Below are 18,797 nucleotides of genomic sequence, written 5' to 3'. Positions count from 1 at the left end.
CATACCGAGTCCGGCACCGTGCCCGGACTGCGGACGAACCCTCGAAACAGCACACGGCGGTCGAGGGAAGGAAAGGATTTCCGTGACAGATACGGACCTGCTCGCGACACCCGAGGTGGATACCAACCCAAGTTCCTCGGGCGGCCGCGAAAGTGAATCCGGACAGATTTCGAAGATGAGCGAAAAAACCGACGTCGCACGATCGGGGCTGACTGGAATGTTGTTGCCGCAGTTGCGCGCGCTCGCGGGGGAACTCGGTATCCGAGGCACCTCCGGTATGCGCAAGGGCGATCTCATCGCCGCCATCAAGGAGAATCAGGCGGGGAAGCCCGCGAAGGCGGACAAGCCCGCCCGCGCGGAGGCGAAGGCCGAGCAGGCGGCTCTCGATGTGACCCCCGCTGCGGAGGCGAAGTCCGCCCCGGCCGAGGAGTCCAAGGCGAAGGAAGCCGCGCCCGCCGAGAAGGCCGCCGCGCCCGCGCCCGAGACCAAGGCCCCCGCCGAGGCGGAGCCCGCGAAGTCCGAGAACGCCGCGCCCGCCGAGACCACCGAAGAGTCCGGCCGCGAGGGCGGTCAGCGTGGCCGGGGTCGCCAGCGTCGCGGCCGTGACCAGGCGCGTTCCGGCGGTGGCGACAACGCCGACGCCCGCACCGAGGAGCAGAAGTCCGACGCCGAGTCCGGTGAGCGCCGCCGCAACCAGGGCGAGCGCAACCAGGGCGAGCGCAACCAGGGCGAGCGCGGCGAGCGCAACCAGGGCGACCGTAACCGCAACGGTGAGCAGCAGCGCAATCAGGGTGAGCGCAACCAGGGCGATCGCAACCAGGGCGGCGACGACGAAGAGAGCGGCCGCGGCCGTCGCGGTCGCCGGTTCCGGGAGCGCCGTCGTGGGCGCGACCGCGAGGGCGGCGGCGGTGAGGCCCGCGAGCTCGAGATCCGCGAGGACGACGTTCTGCAGCCGGTCGCCGGCATCCTCGACGTGCTGGACAACTACGCGTTCGTCCGCACCTCGGGTTACCTGGCCGGGCCGAACGACGTGTACGTGTCGATGAACCTGGTCCGCAAGAACGGCCTGCGCCGCGGTGACGCCATCACCGGCGCCGTGCGCGCCCCGCGCGACGGCGAGCAGTCCAACCAGCGCCAGAAGTTCGATCCACTGGTGCGGCTGGACACCGTCAACGGCGGCGACGTCGAAGCGGCCAAGCGGCGCCCCGAGTTCGGCAAGCTCACCCCGCTGTACCCGAACCAGCGCCTGCGGCTCGAGACCCAGCCGAACAAGCTCACCACCCGCGTGATCGACCTGATCATGCCGATCGGCAAGGGCCAGCGCGCCCTGATCGTGTCGCCGCCCAAGGCCGGCAAGACCACGATCCTGCAGGACATCGCGAACGCGATCGCGACCAACAACCCCGAGTGCTACCTCATGGTGGTGCTGGTCGACGAGCGTCCCGAAGAGGTCACCGATATGCAGCGGTCGGTGAAGGGTGAGGTCATCGCCTCCACCTTCGACCGTCCGCCGAGCGATCACACCTCGGTCGCCGAGCTGGCCATCGAGCGCGCCAAGCGCCTGGTGGAAATGGGCAAAGACGTTGTGGTGCTGCTGGACTCGATCACCCGGCTGGGCCGCGCGTACAACAACTCCTCGCCGGCGTCGGGCCGCATCCTCTCCGGTGGTGTCGACTCGACCGCGCTGTACCCGCCCAAGCGGTTCCTCGGCGCGGCGCGCAATATCGAGAACGGCGGCTCGCTCACCATCATCGCCACCGCGATGGTGGAGACCGGCTCCACCGGTGACACGGTGATCTTCGAGGAGTTCAAGGGCACCGGCAACGCCGAGCTCAAGCTGGACCGCAAGATCGCCGAGCGGCGCGTGTTCCCCGCGGTGGACGTCAACCCGTCCGGTACCCGCAAGGACGAGCTACTGCTGAGCCCGGACGAGGCGGCCGTACTGCACAAGCTGCGCCGCGTACTGTCTGGCCTGGACTCGCACCAGGCGATCGATCTGCTGATCGACCGTCTGAAGAAGTCCAAGAACAACCTCGAGTTCCTGATGTCGGTCAGCAAGACCGCGCCGGGCGCGCTCGACGAGTAGCACCGCGACATGTCGCACGTCCGAAGGGGCTCCGCCACGGCGAGGCCCCTTCGGCGTGTACGGGCGGAAGAAGACGAGACCGATCGCGGCCGCGCCGAGCACCATGCAGCCGATCAACCCCGTCAGGCCGGTCGATTCGGCGCCGGATGCCCCGGCGCTCGTGTCCTCGGTGACCACCGCGTAGGCCGGGTAGTCCGCGGGCGCGGACTCGGGCGCGGTGAACCAGCCCGCCGTCACGGCCAGTATCAGCAAGGCGAAGACCGCGAGGGCGACCCTGTTGTGCATGGGTTTCTCCTCTCTGTCTCATGTCGTCGGCGCGATCGCACTCGCGCCGGGCGCACACGGCACTGGGCACACCGGAGGTGAAACGGGGAGCGGAGGCCCGCGGCCTCCCGACGACGCCGATGCCCCGAGTCCTCGACGTACAGCAACCATATGAACGGTTATGTTCGTATTCATGAGTAGTCGGCTACTCGTCTTAGGGGTAGACGGCAGTGTTATTGGCACGACATCCCCCACCCTCAGGGGCGTCCTAGGAACAAGGTTGGGAGCGAGCCCGAGGGCCGGGTTTACGCGGCTGTGTTTTTGGCGCGCCGGCGCGCGCGAACGGTCGGTCGTCGGGCTCCCTCCCCGCGGTGGTCGGGAGGGTGCGGATGGTGCGCTCGGATCGAGGGTGAGCCTGTGGAACAAATGCACGCGCTAGGGTGTTTTGGCTGGGTGTCAGGGGTTCTGGCATACTGAACCGCTGTGCGTCTGCGCCCGATGCAGACAATCCCGCCTAAGTCGGTTCCGGTTCACGCCCGTGTGGCGACCCGGCGACCACTATCGAGAGGACACCCATGAAGGCAGGAATTCACCCGACGTATGTCGACACCACGGTCGTCTGCGGTTGCGGCAACACGTTCCAGACCCGCAGCACCAAGGAGTCGGGTCACATCACCGTCGAGGTCTGCTCGCAGTGCCACCCGTTCTACACCGGCAAGCAGAAGATCCTGGACACCGGTGGCCGCGTGGCGCGCTTCGAGGCCCGCTACGGCAAGCGTGCCGCCAAGAAGGCCGACGCCGACGCCAAGTAGCTTCCTCGCCGACGCCCGGTTCTGCATCCGCAGGCCGGGCGTCGGTGCGTTCGCCGGTCCCGTCGCGGACCGCTGATCAGCGACGCCGAACCCGCAACGCCGGGCATCAGAGAGGGAAGCACCACCATGACGCAGCCGTCCGCGATCGACGACATCCTGGCCGAGCACGCGGGACTCGAAACGCAGCTGGCCGATCCGGCGCTGCACAACGATCCGGGCGCCGCCCGCCGCGTGGGCAAGCGCTTCGCCGAGCTGGCCCCGATCATGGCCACCTACCGCAAGCTGGAGACGGCGCGCGACGACCTGGCCGCCGCGCGCGAACTCGCGGCCGACGACGCCGCCTTCGCCGCCGAGATCCCCGGCCTGGAACAGCAGGTCGACGAGCTCGAGGCCACCCTGGCCGATCTGCTCGCCCCCCGCGACCCGCACGACGCCGACGACGTGGTGCTCGAGGTGAAATCCGGCGAAGGCGGCGAGGAGTCCGCGCTGTTCGCCGCCGACCTGGCCCGCATGTACGTGCGCTACGCCGAACGGCACGGCTGGAAGGTCGAGATCCTCGACGCCACCTTCTCCGACCTGGGCGGATACAAGGAGGCCACGCTCTCCATCAAGAGCCGTGAGCCCGGCCGCGACGGCGTGTGGTCGCGCTTCAAGTTCGAGGGCGGCGTGCACCGCGTACAGCGGGTGCCGGTCACCGAATCGCAGGGCCGCATCCACACCTCCGCCGCGGGCGTGCTCATCTACCCGGAGCCCGACGAGGTCGCCGAGGTGCAGATCGACGAATCCGACCTGCGCATCGACGTCTACCGCTCCTCGGGCAAGGGCGGACAGGGCGTCAACACCACCGACTCCGCGGTGCGCATCACACACCTGCCCTCCGGCATCGTCGTGACCTGCCAGAACGAGCGCTCCCAGCTGCAGAACAAGGCCCGCGCCATGCAGGTGCTCGCGGCCCGGTTGCAGGCGCTGGCCGAGGAACAGGCCGAGCAGGAGGCCGCCGCAGGGCGCGCCAGCCAGATTCGCACGGTGGACCGCTCCGAACGCATCCGCACCTACAACTTCCCGGAGAACCGCATCGCCGATCACCGCATCGGCTTCAAGGCGCACAACCTGGACGCGGTGCTGGACGGTGACATGGACGCGCTGCTCGACGCGCTCGGCAAGGCCGACCGCGAGGCACGCATGGCGGCCGAGTGACGCGCGCATTCCGGAGAATCGCGCCGTGACCCGGCCCGATCTCGGGCACAGTGAGGACGTGAACCGTGCCCCGCTGCGCCCCGAGATCAACGACGCCGTGCGGATCCTGACCGCGGCGGGCGTGCACAGCCCCCGGTCCGACGCCGAGCAGCTGGCCGCCCACCTGCTCGGCGTCGAACGCACCCGCCTGGCCATGCATCCGCTGGTCGAGGCCGATTTCGTGGCCGAGTACCGCGCGCTGGTCGGCAGGCGTGCCGAGCGGGTGCCGCTGCAGCACCTCACCGGGCTGGCCGCGATGGGGGAGATCGACCTCGAGGTGGGGCCGGGGGTCTTCGTGCCGCGCCCCGAGACGGAACTGCTGTTCGCGTGGGCCCTGGCGCACCTGGAGACGCTGCCGCACGATCACGAACCCGTCGTCGTCGACTTCTGCACCGGGTCGGGCGCGCTCGCGCTCGCCGTCGCGCACGCCAGGCCCGACGCGCGCGTGCACGCCGTCGAACTCGACCCCGCCGCGCTGAGCTGGGCCCGCCGCAACGCCGACGCCCGCATCGCCGCCGGCGACACCCCCATCACCCTGCACGCCGACGACGTCACCGACCCGCATCTGCTCACCGAACTGGACGGCACCGTCGACGTCCTGCTCGCCAACCCGCCCTACATCCCGTCCGACGCGATCCTGGAACCCGAAGTGGCGCACCATGATCCGCACCTGGCCCTGTTCGGCGGGCCGGACGGGCTGGACGTCGTGCGGGGGATGATCCCGAACATCGCCCGCCTCCTGCGGTCGGGCGGGGTGACGGGGATCGAGCACGACGATTCGAACGGGTCGGCCCTGGCGGCCCTGCTCAGAGAGCATGGGGGGTTCACGGATGTGGTCGAACACCCGGACTTCGCGGGAAAGCCCCGCTTCGTCAGCTCGACCCACTTGTGACCTGAGGCCGACCCTCGTGCCAGGATGGGGCGCGTGAGTACCGTCTACGACTGCGCGGACCCCGACTCGCGCGCCGCCGGGATGTCGGCGGCGACCAGCGCCCTGAAGTCCGGGCGGCTGGTGGTGATGCCCACCGACACGCTGTACGGGCTGGCGGCCGACGCGTTCGATTCCAGTGCTGTGAGCGATCTGCTGGCGGCCAAACGGCGCGGCCGGGATATGCCCGTGCCCGTGCTGGTCGGGTCGTGGCACACCATCGACGGGCTGGTGTTCTCGGTGCGTCCGCAGGCGCGCGAGCTGATCCGCGCGTTCTGGCCGGGCGGGCTGAGTCTCGTTGTGCAGCAAGCGCCTTCGCTGGCGTGGGATCTGGGCGACACGCGCGGCACGGTGATGCTGCGGATGCCGCTGCACCCCGTCGCGCTGGACCTGCTGCGCGAGGTGGGCCCGCTGGCGGTGTCGAGCGCCAACGTGTCGGGGCAGCCGCCCGCGAAGACCGCCGCCGAGGCCCGCGAGCAGCTGGGCAGCCTGGTGGGCGTGTATCTGGACGGCGGCCCGGCCACGCACGCCGTCGCCTCCACCATCGTCGACCTGACCGCGGATCGCCCGCGGGTGCTGCGCGAGGGCGCGGTGCCGGTCACCGAGATCGCCGAGGTGCTCGGCATGTCGCCGGGTGAGCTGACCGACGTGCCCGCGCGGTGAGCGGGAGAAAGGTCGCATGAATCTGGCGTTTGCGCCGGTCTTCGGGTCGGGTTCGGTGGTCCCGCTGCGCGAGTTGCTGCTCGTGCTGCTGGTCTCGGCGACGGTGACCTTCCTGGCGACCGGCGGTATCCGTCTGCTCGCCATCGCCTTCGGCGCGGTCGCGGTGCCCCGCGAACGCGATGTGCACGTGGCCCCGATCCCGCGCATGGGCGGCGTGGGCATGTACATCGGCGTGGTCGCCGCCGTGCTGTTCGCGCACCAGCTGCCCGCCCTGCGCCGGGGTTTCGACTACGCCCCCGACATCCCCGCCGTGCTGGTCGCGGCCACCATCATCGTGCTGGTCGGCATCGTGGACGACCGCTGGGGCCTGGACGCGCTCACCAAATTCGCCGGGCAGGTCACGGCCGCGGGCGTGATGGCCGTGATGGGCCTGAGCTGGTACGTCATCTACAACCCGTTCAACAACTCGACCGTGGTGCTGGACGCGTTGCAGGGCGGCCTGGTCACCGTGGCCGTGGCGGTCACGCTGATCAACGCCATGAATTTCGTCGACGGCCTGGACGGTCTGGCGGCCGGGCTCGGACTGATCTGCGCCGCCGCGGTTTTCGTGTTCTCCGTCGGTTTGCTCTACGAACAGGGCGGCGACGTGGGCACCTATCCGCCCGCGCTGCTGGCCGCCGCGCTGGCGGGCGCCTGCGCCGGATTCCTGCCGCACAATTTCCAGCCCGCGCGGATATTCATGGGCGATTCCGGATCGATGCTGATCGGCCTCATGCTCGCCTCGATTTCCACGGGCGCCTCCGGTCGTATTCCGCTCCAGGGATACGGCCCGCGCGACATCGTGGGTCTGCTCTCGCCGATCCTGCTGGTCGGCGCCGTGATGTTCATTCCGGTGCTGGATCTGCTGCTGGCGATCCTGCGGCGGGTGCGCGCGGGCGTGAGTTTCTCGACCCCGGACAAGATGCATCTGCACCACCGCCTGCTGCAGATCGGTCATTCGCACCGGCGGGTGGTGCTGCTCATCTATTTGTGGGTGGGTGTGCTCGCGTTCGGCGCGGTCGGCACCTCGCTGATGGACCGCAGGCTGGTGGTGCTGCTGGTGGCGGCGGGGCTGGTGTTCGCGCTCGTGGTCACCGCCATTCCGGGCCTGCGCCCGGGGGAGCGCCGGGAGGCCGGCGAGACCGGTAGGTAAAGTCGCTACCGTGAGTTTCACCCCGAATCCGATCCCCGGTCCCGACGCGCCGCTCAAGGCGGCACTGCGCTACGGGTTGATCGGACTCGCCATTCTGGTGGTGCTCAGCACGGCGCTCGGCTCGCTGGCGGCCGGCCTGCCCGGTCTGTGGGGCGCGCTGCTCGGCGCCGCGATCGGCGGCGTCTTCATCCTCACCACCGCCGCGGTGATCCTCTACGGCGCGAAGCTGCCGCCGAGCACCGCGGGCCTGGTCATGCTGGTCAGCTGGGTTCTGAAGGTGCTGCTGGTGCTGATCTCGGTGGCGATTCTGAACCGGTTCGACTTCTACGACCGGGTCACCCTGTTCCTCACGGTGGTGGGCGCGCTGATCATCGTGCTCGGCGCGGAGACGTATGGCGTTCTGCGACAGAAGGTTCCGTATGTCTCGACGACTGCGGGCGACTCCACCCCCGACGAAACGCTCGACTGACTCACCCCCCTACACAGCGTCGTAGATAGCTTGGTAAAGTGTTGGTAAGCAAGCGACCAAAGGGGGGATCACCACGATCCTGCCGAGTACCGCTATGCTAACTGCCGTGCCGGGCCCGAGGGTTCCGGTTCTGCATGTCGACGAATGTCGCCGACACACGTACAGACGCCCGAGCGGGATGCCGCGCAGCTGCTGACGAACTTCGAGCCGACCCGAGTCGACCCAAATTGATCGTCAATGTCCGATCGAACCGCGGGAATGACCGTACCCGCGGCCCGAACACGGGAGAGAACGCTGAGCGTCACCACTTTGGCGGCGGGTGAGTTCCACGCGCCGTCGCTAACCGACTTCTTCCCTCCAGCTCTGCTGTTCGAGGGAACGCCGTTCGAACTCGATCGTTTGATGCTGGTCCGGCTGCTGATGACCGCGGTGCTGGTCATCTTCATGCTGGTGGCCTTCCGCAGCCCCCGCCTCGTTCCGCGCGGTATCCAGAACGTCGCCGAAATCGGCCTGGTGTTCGTCAAGGAACAGATCGCGGAAGAAGTGCTCGGCAAGGAGACCGGCCGTAAGTTCTTCCCGCTCATCGCGACGATCTTCTTCACGGTTCTCTTCCTGAACTTCTCCGGCATCATCCCGGGCTTGAACATCTCGTCCAACGCGCGGATCGGCATGCCGATCGTGCTGGCGGCCATCGCGTACATCACGTTCAACTACGTGGGCATCAGGAAGTACGGCTTCTTCACCTACATGCGCAGCAGCATCGTCGTCCCGAACGTGCCGCCCGCGCTGCACGTGCTGCTCATCCCGATCGAGTTCGTCTCCACCTTCATCCTGCGCCCGTTCACGCTGACCGTCCGACTCATGGCGAACATGCTGGCCGGCCACATCATGCTGGTGCTGTTCTTCAGCGCGACCTGGTACTTCCTGTTCGACGCCACCGCGTGGATGAAGGTGTTCTCGCCGTTCTCGCTGCTCGCCGGACTCGCGTTCACCCTGTTCGAGATGCTGGTCATCTTCCTGCAGGCCTACGTGTTCGCGCTGTTGACCGCGGTGTACATCGGCCTGGCCGAGCACGCCGACTCCCACTGACCCGACCGTACGACCCAAACCGGAGACCTGCTACACCTCGCCGACCGGCGGGTGAGCAAAAGAAAGGGAAACAAGACTCATGAGCCTCTCGTACCTGGCCCAGGAAGCTGCCACCGAGTCGACGCTGAGCGGCCTGGGCGCCGTCGGCTACGGCCTGGCCGCCATCGGCCCGGGCATCGGCGTCGGCATCGTCGTCGGTAAGGCGATCGAGGGTATCGCCCGCCAGCCCGAGCTGCAGGGCACCATCCGCACCAACATGTTCCTCGGTATCGCGTTCACCGAGGCCCTGGCCCTGATCGGCCTCGTCGCCGGCTTCATCTTCTGATTCCGATGTACCAGTACTCAGTACTCGCAGCGGAGGGAGAGGATGTGAATCCTCTCCTCCCCGCGACCTACGACATCGTCTGGTCGATAGTCTGCATCGCGATCATCGGGTTCTTGTTCTACAAGTACGTGGTGCCGCGGCTGACCAAGGTGCTCGACGAGCGCTCCGACAAGATCGAAGGCGGCATCGCCCGCGCCGAGCAGGCTCAGGAAGAGGCCCAGCAGACGCTGCAGCAGTACCAGCAGCAGCTGGCCGACGCCCGCCTCGAGGCGGCGCGCATCCGCGAGGAAGCGCGCACCCAGGGCCAGCAGATCCTCGCGCAGCTGCGCACGGAGGCGCAGGCCGAGAGTGACCGCATCGTCGCCGCGGGCCACGCCCAGCTGGAGGCCCAGCGCCAGCAGATCCTCACCGAACTGCGCTCCGAGGTCGGCCGTACGGCCGTCGATCTGGCCGAGAAGATCATCGGTCAGTCGGTGTCGGACGAAGCCAAGCAGGCGGCCTCGATCGAACGGTTCCTGACCGAGCTCGACGAGTCCGACGCCGGCATCGGGGTCGGAAGGTAACCATGCCGCAGCGGGTCGACGGCCGGACGCGGAAGCGGAGCGCAACCGCGCGGGCCGTCCCGTCCAGGCAAGATTGGACACAGCGAAAGTGAGAAGCATGTACGCAGCGAGCCGCGAGGCCAGCTCCCGGTCCCGGGAGGCGCTTCGGGCCGCTCTGACCGGAAGCGACAGTGTTGCCGCCACGACGGGCTCGGAACTGTTCGCCGTTGTCGCCGTGCTGGACGACCAGCGTTCGCTGCGTGTTGCGCTCGCGGACGTGTCGGTGCCCGGCTCGGTGCGCGCCGAGCTGAGCGAGCGGGTCTTCGGTGCCAAGGTCAGCGCCGCCACGCAGGCGGTGCTGACCACCGCGGTGGCGCAGGACTGGTCCCGCACCTCCGACCTGGTGGACACCCTGGTGCTGCTCGGGCAGGAAGCCCTGCTGGAGTCGGCGTCCGAGCGTGGCCGTCTCGACGCCGTCGAGGACGAGCTGTTCCGGCTCGGCCGGATCATCGCCGACAACCCGGAGCTGGAGCAGGCCCTCTCCGACCGCGGCAAGCCCGCCGAGGGCAAGCGCGAGCTGATCGCGCGGCTGCTGTCGGGCAAGGCCGAGCCCATCACGGTGACCCTCGCCGAACAGGTGGTGACCAGGCAGCGCGGTTCCCTCGGCGTGGCCATCGACGAGTTGTCCGACTTGGCGGCGGCCCGGCGTGAGCAGATCGTCGCGCATGTCCGCGCCGCGATCGACCTGGCGCCGCAGCAGCGGGAGCGGCTGGCCGCCTCCCTGCGGCGGATCTACGGCAAGCCGGTCACGGTGCACGTGCAGGTCGACCCGAGCCTGTTGAGCGGGCTCGTCGTGCGCGTCGGTGACGACGTCATCGACGGCAGCGCCACCGGCCGACTGGAGCGGCTGCGCCGCGAACTGGCGTAATCCAGCGCCACCCCCCGACATTCCAGACCAGACAGCGAGAGCAGGACAGAACATGGCGGAGCTGACGATCTCCTCCGACGAGATCCGTAGCGCGATCGAGAGCTACACCCAGAGCTACACCCCCCAGACCTCCATCGAGGAAGTCGGTGTGGTCACCGACACCTCCGACGGCATCGCGCACGTCAGCGGCCTGCCCTCGGCGATGGCCAACGAACTGCTGGAGTTCCCCGGCGGCGTGCTCGGCGTGGCGCTGAACCTCGAGGACCGCGAGATCGGTGCGGTCATCCTCGGCGAGTTCGCCGAGATCGAAGAGGGCCAGCAGGTCCGCCGCACCGGTGACGTGCTCTCGGTGCCGGTCGGCGACAAGTTCCTCGGCCGCGTCGTCAACCCGCTCGGCCAGCCGATCGACGGCCTGGGCGAGATCGAGGCCGACGAGCGCCGCGTGCTCGAGCTGCAGGCCGCGACCGTGCTGGAGCGCCAGCCGGTCGAGGAGCCGCTGGCCACCGGCATCACCGCCATCGACGCCCTGACCGCCATCGGCCGCGGCCAGCGCCAGCTGATCATCGGCGACCGCAAGACCGGCAAGACCGCCGTCGCGATCGACGCCATCCTGAACCAGAAGGCCAACTGGGAGACCGGCGATCCGAGCAAGCAGGTCCGCTGCATCTACGTCGCCATCGGCCAGAAGGGTTCCACCATCGCGGGCGTGAAGGCCGCGCTGGAGGAGCACGGCGCGCTGGAGTACACCACCATCGTCGCGGCCCCGGCCTCCGACTCCGCCGGCTTCAAGTGGCTGGCCCCCTACACCGGTTCGGCCATCGGCCAGCACTGGATGTACCAGGGCAAGCATGTCCTGATCGTGTTCGACGACCTGACCAAGCAGGCCGAGGCCTACCGCGCCATCTCGCTGCTGCTGCGCCGCCCGCCGGGCCGCGAGGCGTACCCGGGTGACGTCTTCTACCTGCACTCGCGTCTGCTGGAGCGCTGCGCGAAGCTGTCCGACGAGATGGGCGCGGGCTCGATGACCGGTCTGCCGATCATCGAGACCAAGGCCAACGACGTCTCGGCGTTCATCCCGACCAACGTCATCTCCATCACCGACGGCCAGGTCTTCCTCGAGTCCGACCTGTTCAACAAGGGTGTCCGCCCGGCGATCAACGTCGGTACCTCGGTCTCCCGCGTCGGTGGCGCCGCCCAGACCAAGGGCATGAAGAAGGTCGCCGGTTCGCTGCGTCTGGAGATGGCCCAGTACCGCGAGCTGGAGGCGTTCTCCGCCTTCGCCTCCGACCTGGACGCCGCCTCGCTGGCCCAGCTCGAGCGCGGCGCCCGCTGGGTCGAGCTGCTCAAGCAGGACCAGTACTCCCCGGTCTCGGTCGAGGATCAGATCGTCTCGATCTACCTGGTCGACCAGGGCTACTACGACTCGGTTCCGGTCGCCGACATCCGCCGGTTCAACCGCGAACTGCTCGAGGACCTGCACACCAGCGCGGCCGACGCCTACAAGTCGATCGAAGGCGGCAAGGTGCTCGACGCCGAGAACGGCGACGCGCTGAAGGCGGCCACCGACAAGTTCAAGGAGGGCTTCCTGGCCTCCGACGGCACCCGCGTGGTGAACGAGGCCGCCGCGGGCGAGCTCGCGCACGAAGAGGTCGAGTCCCTGTCGGTCACCCGCAAGAAGCTCGAGAAGTAAGCCGGGTTCGGAACCGATGCGACTCATCTCTACGCAGCGAATGAAGGGAGTGACGACAAATGGCTAGCTTGCGCGAACTGCGCTCCCGCATTCGTGGTGTGAACTCGATCAAGAAGATCACCAAGGCCCAGGAGCTGATCGCGACCTCGCGTATCTCCAAGGCCCAGGCCAGGGTCGCCGCCGCGAAGCCGTACGCCCAGGAGATCACCAAGGTCCTCGGGGAACTGGCCAGCGCGTCGAAGAACCTTTCGCACCCCCTGCTGACCGAGCGCCCGAACGCGCGCCGGGCCGCCATCCTGGTGATCACCAGTGACAGCGGCATGTGCGGTGGCTACAACTCCAACGTGCTCAAGCGCGCCGAAGAGCTGATGGTCACCCTGCGTGGCGAGGGCAAAGAGCCGGTGCTCTACGTCATGGGCAACAAGGGCCTGACGTACTACACCTTCCGCAACCGTCCGTTCGTGTCGGCGTGGACCGGCTTCTCGCAGCAGCCGAAGTACACCGACGCCTCGGCCGCCTGCCGCCACCTGGTGTCCGCCTTCATGGCGGGCTCCGACGGGCAGGTGCCGCACCCGAACGGGACCGGCGACATCGACGGTGTCGACGAACTGCACGTGGTCTACACGCGGTTCGTGTCCATGCTCACCCAGACCCCGGAGGTGCGCCGCCTGGCGCCCATCCAGGTGAGCTTCGTGGACGAGAGCATCGAGGTGGGCGAGGACTTCATGTCCGACTCGGCCACCACCGAGGCGCAGGCGCAGTACGAATTCGAGCCCGACGCCGACGTGCTGCTGGCGGAACTTCTGCCGAAGTACGTCAACACGCGTATCTACGCGTCGTTGCTCGAGGCAGCGGCATCCGAGTCCGCCGCTCGGCGCACCGCAATGAAGGCCGCCACCGACAACGCCAACGAACTGGCGAGTGTGCTTCAGCGCGAAGCCAACTCGGTGCGTCAGGCCCAGATCACGCAGGAAATCAGCGAAATCGTCGGCGGCGTGAACGCGCTGGCGTCGAGCTCGGACCGCGACTAAGCGCAGGAAGAGAACCAATCCAAATGACCGCAGCTGTCACTCAAGACAACACGAGCCGGACCGGCGCCGCCGCGGGCCGCGTCGTCCGGGTCATCGGCCCCGTCGTGGACGTCGAGTTCCCGCGTGGTGCCATCCCCGAGCTGTTCAACGCTCTGCACGCCGAGATCACGCTGCCCTCGGTGGCCAAGACGCTGACCCTCGAGGTCGCCCAGCACCTCGGCGACAACATCGTCCGCACCATCTCGATGCAGCCGACCGACGGCCTGGTCCGCGGCGCGACCGTGACCGACACCGGCAAGCCGATCTCGGTGCCCGTCGGTGACGTCGTCAAGGGCCACGTCTTCAACGCCCTCGGCGACTGCCTGGACACCCCCGGCCTGGGCCGCGACGGCGAGAACTGGGGCATCCACCGCAAGCCGCCGAGCTTCGACCAGCTCGAGGGCAAGACCGAGATCCTCGAGACCGGCGTGAAGGTGCTCGACCTGCTGACCCCGTACGTGAAGGGCGGCAAGATCGGTCTGTTCGGTGGCGCCGGTGTCGGCAAGACCGTGCTGATCCAGGAGATGATCACCCGTATCGCGCGGGAGTTCTCCGGTACGTCGGTGTTCGCCGGCGTCGGCGAGCGCACCCGTGAGGGCACCGACCTGCGCCTGGAGATGGAGGAGATGGGCGTCCTGCAGGACACCGCCCTCGTCTTCGGCCAGATGGACGAGCCGCCGGGCACCCGTATGCGCGTCGCCCTCTCGGCCCTGACCATGGCCGAGTACTTCCGCGACGTGCAGCACCAGGACGTGCTGCTGTTCATCGACAACATCTTCCGCTTCACCCAGGCCGGTTCCGAGGTCTCGACCCTGCTGGGCCGTATGCCCTCGGCCGTCGGTTACCAGCCCACGCTGGCCGACGAGATGGGTGAGCTGCAGGAGCGCATCACCTCGACCCGTGGTCGCTCGATCACCTCGCTGCAGGCGATCTACGTCCCCGCCGACGACTACACCGACCCGGCGCCGGCGACCACCTTCGCCCACCTGGACGCGACGACCGAGCTCTCCCGCCCGATCTCGCAGAAGGGCATCTACCCCGCCGTCGACCCGCTGACCTCGACCTCTCGAATCCTCGAGGCCTCGATCGTCGGCGAGAAGCACTTCGCGGTGGCCAACGAGGTCAAGCGGATCCTGCAGAAGTACAAGGAACTGCAGGACATCATCGCCATCCTCGGTATGGACGAGCTCTCCGAAGAGGACAAGGTCCTCGTCGGCCGCGCCCGTCGCCTGGAGAAGTTCCTCGGCCAGAACTTCATCGTGGCCGAGAAGTTCACCGGTCAGCCGGGTTCGGTGGTGCCGCTCGAGCAGACCATCGACGACTTCGACCGGGTCTGCAAGGGCGAGTTCGACCACTTCCCGGAGCAGGCGTTCAACTCCTGCGGTGGTCTCGACGATGTCGAGGCGGCCGCGAAGAAGATCGCCGGAAAGTAGTCACTCATGGCGGCTGAGTCCACTAAAGACATGTCAGTAGATCTCGTCGCGATCGAGCGGCGGCTGTGGTCGGGGCAGGCGACGTTTGTCAGCGCCCAGACCACCGAGGGCCAGATCGGCATCATGCCGGGCCACGAGCCGCTGCTGGGCCAGCTCGTCGAGGGCGGCACGGTCAATATCGTGCCCGTCGACGGCGAGCGGATCGTCGCGGCCGTGCACGGCGGTTTCTTCTCGGTGACCGCGAACACGGTCCGGATCCTGGCCGAGTCCGCGGAGTTCGCCGGTGAGGTCGACGTCGACGCGGCGCGCAAGGTGCTGGCCGAGGGTTCGGCCTCCGATGAGGAACTGCGCGCGGCGCAGGGCCGGGTGCGCGCGGTCGAGCAGGTCGCGAACGCCTAGGACCCCAAGGGTTCTCGAATAGGCACCGTTGTCGGCGGCGAAGGTATCTTCGCCGCCGACAACGGTATTCAGGCCCGGTTGCGGGACCGTTTGTAGACTCGTGTTTGAATGTCGCAACGGTTGGGTATCCGGCACCGTTCGACACGGCGCCCAGCGAAAGGACGGGACAGCATTGCAGACCGGGATGGTTGTACTGATCATTCTGGTGTTACTGCTGCTCGCACTGGCGTTGGTCTCCGTCTACCGCCTGATCATGATCCGCCGCGGCGGCACCGCCGCGCTGTTGCGGGTGCTGCCCGCCGAGGGCGGCCACGGCTGGCGGCACGGACTGATCCGCTACGACGAGGACCGGCTCGTCTTCTTCAAGCTCACCAGCCTCAAGCTCGGCCCGGATTCGACGATCCGCAGGCGCGGCATCGAGGTGGGTGACCGGCGCGGCCCGCGCGGCGACGAATACGACATCATGACCGACGAAATCATCGTCACCGAGGTCTCCGACGCCGAGGGCAGCTACGAGCTCGCGCTCGACCGCGGCGCCCGCGCGGCCTTCCTCTCCTGGGTGGAGTCGCGCCCGAGCGATCGCACCCGCCGGATGCCCGGCCTTTAGCGGTTACGGTCGTCCGTCCGATTCGTCCAGGAACGCCTCGATCACCGGTGCGAGCCGTCCCGCGTTGGTCACCAGGTCGACATGTCCGCCGGGATGGCGGTGCAGCGTCGCGTGGGGGAGCAGCCCGGTCATGATCCTGGCATTGACCATCGGAATGATCGGATCGTCCGTGCCGGCCACCACCAGCGTGCGCTGCCGGATCGCGGGTAGCGCGAACAGGCTCGTCCACACCGATCCGGCCAGCAATTGGTGCAGATAGCCCGCCTTCGATCCGGCGTGCGGTTGCGCGCCGAAGAGTGCGGCCACCTCGCCGGGGCGCTCGCGCACCGTGCCGCCGTACAGATCGGCGGCGATCGACGCGGCGTAGGACGGGTCGCGGAATCGGCGCGGGGTCACCATCCTGGCCAGCACCCGGGGATGGGCGGGCACCATCAGCACCCCGGTGCCGGTGGCGACCAGCACGAGCCTGCGGCACCGGCGCGGATTCTGGAACGCGAACTGCTGGGCCAGCGCGCCGCCCCAGGAGAGCCCGAGCACGTCGACCACGCCGATGTCCAGCGCCGTCAGCACCCGGCCCAGCACCCAGGCCAGGTACGGAAATCCGTACGGCAGGGCCGAGGTGGGCGATCCGCCGGTGCCGGGCACGTCGAAACGCACCACGGTCCGCTGCGAATCCAGCTGCGTGACAAAAGGTTCCAGCACTTCGTAGGCCGCGCCGATGCCGTTGCAGAGCACCAGCGGCGCCCCCGTGCCGGGGCGGACGTCGACCCGGATCCGCTGCCCGCCCGCGGCGACGTAGGTCGGCGTCACCGGTACAGCACCACCACATCGGCGACGCACGCAGGCCGCTCGCTGCCCTCCACCTCGAAGGTCAGCCCGAACACCGCCTCGAGGCCGGCCGGTTTGCGCCGCGCGGCGCGCACGGTGACCGTGGTGCGCAGCTTCGACCCGACCGGGACCGGGGCGGGGAAGCGCACCTTGTCCAGTCCGTAGTTCAGCGCGGCGGTGAGGTTGTCGATGGTCAGGACTTCGGAGATCGCGGCGGGCGCGAGCGAGAGCGTCAGGTAGCCGTGCGCGATCGTGCCGCCGAAGGGTCCGGCGGCGGCCCGTTCGGGATCGGTGTGGATCCACTGGTGATCACCGGTCGCGTCGGCGAACAGGTTCACCTGGCCCTGGGTGATCTGGAGCCAGTCGCCGGTGCCGAGGTTCTCGCCCACCAGGTCGAGCAGTTCGGCGGGATCGGTCAGATGTGTGCTCATGGGGAGTCTCCTTCTCACTTCTGGTGGACGTAGGTGCCGGGCGCCGGTGCCAGGGGCTCGAATCCGCGGCCGCCCAGCGCCCGCGGCGCCTCGACCTGGGGTCCGCTGCGCTCGCCGAGCCAGGCCGCGTAGTGCGGCCACCACGAACCGGCGGATTTCTCGACGCTCGCCTTCCACTCGTCGGGACCTTCGGCGTCGACCGGCCCGGCGCGGAAGGACGCGCGCGGATTGCCGGGCGGGTTGACCAGCGACGCGATGTGGCCGCTGGAGGACAGCACGTAGGTGGCATCCTTGGACCCGAGCAACTGGGCGCTGCGGAAGGTGGCCTGCCAGGGGCAGATGTGGTCGGCCACACCGCCCACCACGTACGCGTCGGCGGTGACGGCGCCGAGGTCGATCGGGGTGCCGAGCATGCTCACCTCGCCCGGCCTGGTCAGCGAGTTGCGCAGACCCATGAGCACCAGGTCGCGGTGCAGCGCGGCCGCCAACCGGGTGGTGTCGGCGTTCCAGAACAGCACGTCGAACGCGGCGGGCGGGCGGCCCTGCACGTAGTTGTTCACCCAGTACCGCCAGACCAGATCGGTCGGGCGCAGCCAGGCGAACACCTCGGCCATCGCCCGTCCGTCCAGGTAGCCCTGTCGCGCCGAGGCCCGGATCGCGGCCTGCGCGGCGCGTTCGCTCATCGCCGCGGCGGCGAACCCGGCGCGGTCGTGGTCGAGCACGGTGACGCCCAGGGAGAGGCCGGCGATCTTGTCGCCCTCGCCGATCGCGCTCAGGTGGGCGGCGACCATCGACGCGAGAATGCCGCCCGAGCACGTCGCGAGCAGGTGCGCGCTCGGCGTCCCGGCGATCGCCCGCACGGCGTCGAGCGCCTCGACGAGCGCGCCGCCGTAGGCATCGAGGCCCCAATCGCGGTGCCGCGCTTGGGGATTGCGCCACGAGATGGTGAACACCTGCTGGCCCTGGGACAGGAAGTACTCGATCATGCTGCGGCCGGGCGCGATGTCCATGATGTAGTACTTGTTGATCACCGGCGGCACCATCAGCAGCGGGATCTGGCGCACCGTCGGCGTCTGCGGCGCGTAGTGGATGAGCTCGAACATGCGGGTCTGCAGCACCACCGCGCCCTTGGTGAGCGCCACCGTCTCGCCGACGGTGAACGCGTCGGGCTCCACCATCGCGGGCACCCGCGGTTTGCTCGCCATATCCCGGGCGAACGCCTTCAGCCCGCGCACGGCCGACAGACCGCCGGTATCGATCAGCGCCTTCCATCCGAGCGGACTGATCACCGGGCTGTTGCTCGGCGCCAGACCCTCGATGAGGTTGTCCAGCACGAACCGCAGCTTCTCCCGGTCGTGCCAGTCCAGATCCGCGTCGGCGAACAGTCGCTCGGCGGTGTCCACCGAGGCCAGGTACGCCTGCATGGTCCGGCGCATCCACGGATTGTGCTGCCAGGCGGGGTCGGCGAAGCGTTTGTCGGCGCGCGCGGGGGCGCGCTCGGAGCGGCCCGCGGCCACGTCGACGAGTTCGCGGGTGAGCAGGCCGAGGCGGCCCGCGACGGTGCCCGACCGCTTGGCCAGTCCGGCGCCCATCCGCAGCCAGGACCGGTCGGGCAGCATCCGTCCCGCGAAGCTGCGGGTGGAGCTGATCAGCAGGAGGTCGAGCGGGGCGGCGAGTTCGTCTTCCCTGGGGTTCTCGGTCACGGTCGTCAAGCGGATGCTCCCTGGTGCGGCTGGTCGTCGGACACTTCCAGCGTGATCCGGGACAAGATCGGATTCGATGGTGGCGCGAACAACGTCGGGCAT

At 68.7% G+C, this 18,797-nt stretch carries 19 protein-coding genes; 16 read left to right on the top strand and 3 right to left on the bottom strand.

Annotation, left to right across the window (positions count from 1 at the left end):
* Window positions 1-82: 82 nt before the first annotated feature.
* The 16 genes from rho (at window position 83) to OHB21_RS01505 (ending at window position 15,733) form a co-directional block, all read left to right on the top strand.
* Window positions 83-2,086, top strand: coding sequence for a transcription termination factor Rho (gene rho / locus OHB21_RS01580; protein ID WP_195125412.1), 2,004 nt, complete (start codon window positions 83-85; stop codon window positions 2,084-2,086).
* 839 nt (window positions 2,087-2,925) lie between these two features.
* The gene (gene rpmE, locus OHB21_RS01575) at window positions 2,926-3,162 is read left to right on the top strand and encodes a 50S ribosomal protein L31 (RefSeq protein WP_067513429.1); all 237 of its coding nucleotides are present in this window, start codon (window positions 2,926-2,928) and stop codon (window positions 3,160-3,162) included.
* A gap of 126 nt (window positions 3,163-3,288) precedes the next feature.
* Entirely contained in the window at window positions 3,289-4,359 is a 1,071-nt protein-coding gene (gene prfA / locus OHB21_RS01570; RefSeq protein ID WP_067513431.1) for a peptide chain release factor 1, read from the top strand.
* Between the two features lie 58 nt (window positions 4,360-4,417).
* Complete coding sequence (gene prmC, locus OHB21_RS01565) at window positions 4,418-5,290, top strand: peptide chain release factor N(5)-glutamine methyltransferase (protein ID WP_067513474.1); 873 nt, start codon at window positions 4,418-4,420, stop codon at window positions 5,288-5,290.
* 33 nt (window positions 5,291-5,323) lie between these two features.
* On the top strand, window positions 5,324-5,989 hold the full coding sequence (locus tag OHB21_RS01560) for an L-threonylcarbamoyladenylate synthase (protein WP_067513472.1): 666 nt from the start codon (window positions 5,324-5,326) through the stop codon (window positions 5,987-5,989).
* A gap of 16 nt (window positions 5,990-6,005) precedes the next feature.
* On the top strand, window positions 6,006-7,181 hold the full coding sequence (locus OHB21_RS01555) for a glycosyltransferase family 4 protein (protein WP_067513433.1): 1,176 nt from the start codon (window positions 6,006-6,008) through the stop codon (window positions 7,179-7,181).
* A gap of 10 nt (window positions 7,182-7,191) precedes the next feature.
* Window positions 7,192-7,650 carry a hypothetical protein gene (locus tag OHB21_RS01550; RefSeq protein ID WP_067513435.1) on the top strand — a complete coding sequence of 153 codons (459 nt, stop codon included), beginning with the start codon at window positions 7,192-7,194 and terminating at the stop codon, window positions 7,648-7,650.
* Between the two features lie 258 nt (window positions 7,651-7,908).
* Window positions 7,909-8,739: a F0F1 ATP synthase subunit A gene (gene atpB / locus OHB21_RS01545; protein ID WP_113975317.1), complete on the top strand. Its 831-nt coding sequence runs from the start codon at window positions 7,909-7,911 to the stop codon at window positions 8,737-8,739.
* Window positions 8,740-8,818: 79 nt separating this feature from the next.
* Window positions 8,819-9,064, top strand: coding sequence for an ATP synthase F0 subunit C (locus OHB21_RS01540; protein ID WP_067513439.1), 246 nt, complete (start codon window positions 8,819-8,821; stop codon window positions 9,062-9,064).
* A gap of 5 nt (window positions 9,065-9,069) precedes the next feature.
* Window positions 9,070-9,627: a F0F1 ATP synthase subunit B gene (locus OHB21_RS01535; protein WP_067513441.1), complete on the top strand. Its 558-nt coding sequence runs from the start codon at window positions 9,070-9,072 to the stop codon at window positions 9,625-9,627.
* 97 nt (window positions 9,628-9,724) lie between these two features.
* Window positions 9,725-10,534, top strand: a complete 810-nt coding sequence (locus tag OHB21_RS01530) for a F0F1 ATP synthase subunit delta (protein ID WP_067513443.1) — start codon at window positions 9,725-9,727, stop codon at window positions 10,532-10,534.
* 52 nt (window positions 10,535-10,586) lie between these two features.
* Window positions 10,587-12,224 carry a F0F1 ATP synthase subunit alpha gene (atpA, locus tag OHB21_RS01525; protein ID WP_067513444.1) on the top strand — a complete coding sequence of 546 codons (1,638 nt, stop codon included), beginning with the start codon at window positions 10,587-10,589 and terminating at the stop codon, window positions 12,222-12,224.
* 59 nt (window positions 12,225-12,283) lie between these two features.
* On the top strand, window positions 12,284-13,255 hold the full coding sequence (locus tag OHB21_RS01520) for a F0F1 ATP synthase subunit gamma (protein WP_067513446.1): 972 nt from the start codon (window positions 12,284-12,286) through the stop codon (window positions 13,253-13,255).
* A 23-nt stretch (window positions 13,256-13,278) separates the two neighbouring features.
* Entirely contained in the window at window positions 13,279-14,727 is a 1,449-nt protein-coding gene (gene atpD / locus OHB21_RS01515) for a F0F1 ATP synthase subunit beta (RefSeq protein WP_067513449.1), read from the top strand.
* Window positions 14,728-14,733: 6 nt separating this feature from the next.
* Window positions 14,734-15,126 carry a F0F1 ATP synthase subunit epsilon gene (locus tag OHB21_RS01510; RefSeq protein WP_195125411.1) on the top strand — a complete coding sequence of 131 codons (393 nt, stop codon included), beginning with the start codon at window positions 14,734-14,736 and terminating at the stop codon, window positions 15,124-15,126.
* 184 nt (window positions 15,127-15,310) lie between these two features.
* Complete coding sequence (locus OHB21_RS01505) at window positions 15,311-15,733, top strand: DUF2550 domain-containing protein (protein ID WP_067513476.1); 423 nt, start codon at window positions 15,311-15,313, stop codon at window positions 15,731-15,733.
* Between the two features lie 3 nt (window positions 15,734-15,736).
* On the opposite strand, the gene phaZ is transcribed toward OHB21_RS01505, so the two are convergent.
* Genes phaZ through OHB21_RS01490 form a run of 3 tightly spaced genes read right to left on the bottom strand, consistent with a single transcriptional unit; the run spans window position 15,737 to window position 18,704 of the window.
* Window positions 15,737-16,543 (bottom strand): poly(3-hydroxyalkanoate) depolymerase, encoded by an 807-nt coding sequence (gene phaZ, locus OHB21_RS01500; protein WP_067513452.1) that lies wholly within the window; start codon window positions 16,541-16,543, stop codon window positions 15,737-15,739.
* Window positions 16,540-16,992, bottom strand: a complete 453-nt coding sequence (locus OHB21_RS01495; protein ID WP_067513454.1) for a MaoC family dehydratase — start codon at window positions 16,990-16,992, stop codon at window positions 16,540-16,542. Before OHB21_RS01495 ends, phaZ begins: the two co-directional genes overlap by 4 nt.
* A 14-nt stretch (window positions 16,993-17,006) precedes the next feature.
* Window positions 17,007-18,704 carry a PHA/PHB synthase family protein gene (locus OHB21_RS01490; protein ID WP_228790562.1) on the bottom strand — a complete coding sequence of 566 codons (1,698 nt, stop codon included), beginning with the start codon at window positions 18,702-18,704 and terminating at the stop codon, window positions 17,007-17,009.
* Between the last annotated feature and the right edge of the window lie 93 nt (window positions 18,705-18,797).

This window comes from Nocardia puris, assembly GCF_036051655.1.
GTDB classification, from domain to species: domain Bacteria; phylum Actinomycetota; class Actinomycetes; order Mycobacteriales; family Mycobacteriaceae; genus Nocardia; species Nocardia puris.
Note: the sequence above shows the minus strand (reverse complement) of the source record. Positions and strands in the feature narration are given on the sequence as shown.

What these genes read in the sequence shown, in the direction of transcription:
- rpmE (WP_067513429.1), top strand. Translation starts at nt 2,926, where the DNA reads ATGAAGGCAGGAATTCACCCGACGTATGTCGACACCACGGTCGTCTGC.
- prfA (WP_067513431.1), top strand. Translation starts at nt 3,289, where the DNA reads ATGACGCAGCCGTCCGCGATCGACGACATCCTGGCCGAGCACGCGGGA.
- OHB21_RS01555 (WP_067513433.1), top strand. Translation starts at nt 6,006, where the DNA reads ATGAATCTGGCGTTTGCGCCGGTCTTCGGGTCGGGTTCGGTGGTCCCG.
- atpB (WP_113975317.1), top strand. Translation starts at nt 7,909, where the DNA reads ATGACCGTACCCGCGGCCCGAACACGGGAGAGAACGCTGAGCGTCACC.
- OHB21_RS01540 (WP_067513439.1), top strand. Translation starts at nt 8,819, where the DNA reads ATGAGCCTCTCGTACCTGGCCCAGGAAGCTGCCACCGAGTCGACGCTG.
- OHB21_RS01535 (WP_067513441.1), top strand. Translation starts at nt 9,070, where the DNA reads ATGTACCAGTACTCAGTACTCGCAGCGGAGGGAGAGGATGTGAATCCT.
- OHB21_RS01530 (WP_067513443.1), top strand. Translation starts at nt 9,725, where the DNA reads ATGTACGCAGCGAGCCGCGAGGCCAGCTCCCGGTCCCGGGAGGCGCTT.
- atpA (WP_067513444.1), top strand. Translation starts at nt 10,587, where the DNA reads ATGGCGGAGCTGACGATCTCCTCCGACGAGATCCGTAGCGCGATCGAG.
- OHB21_RS01520 (WP_067513446.1), top strand. Translation starts at nt 12,284, where the DNA reads ATGGCTAGCTTGCGCGAACTGCGCTCCCGCATTCGTGGTGTGAACTCG.
- atpD (WP_067513449.1), top strand. Translation starts at nt 13,279, where the DNA reads ATGACCGCAGCTGTCACTCAAGACAACACGAGCCGGACCGGCGCCGCC.
- OHB21_RS01510 (WP_195125411.1), top strand. Translation starts at nt 14,734, where the DNA reads ATGGCGGCTGAGTCCACTAAAGACATGTCAGTAGATCTCGTCGCGATC.
- OHB21_RS01505 (WP_067513476.1), top strand. Translation starts at nt 15,311, where the DNA reads ATGGTTGTACTGATCATTCTGGTGTTACTGCTGCTCGCACTGGCGTTG.
- OHB21_RS01495 (WP_067513454.1), bottom strand. Translation starts at nt 16,992, where the DNA reads ATGAGCACACATCTGACCGATCCCGCCGAACTGCTCGACCTGGTGGGC.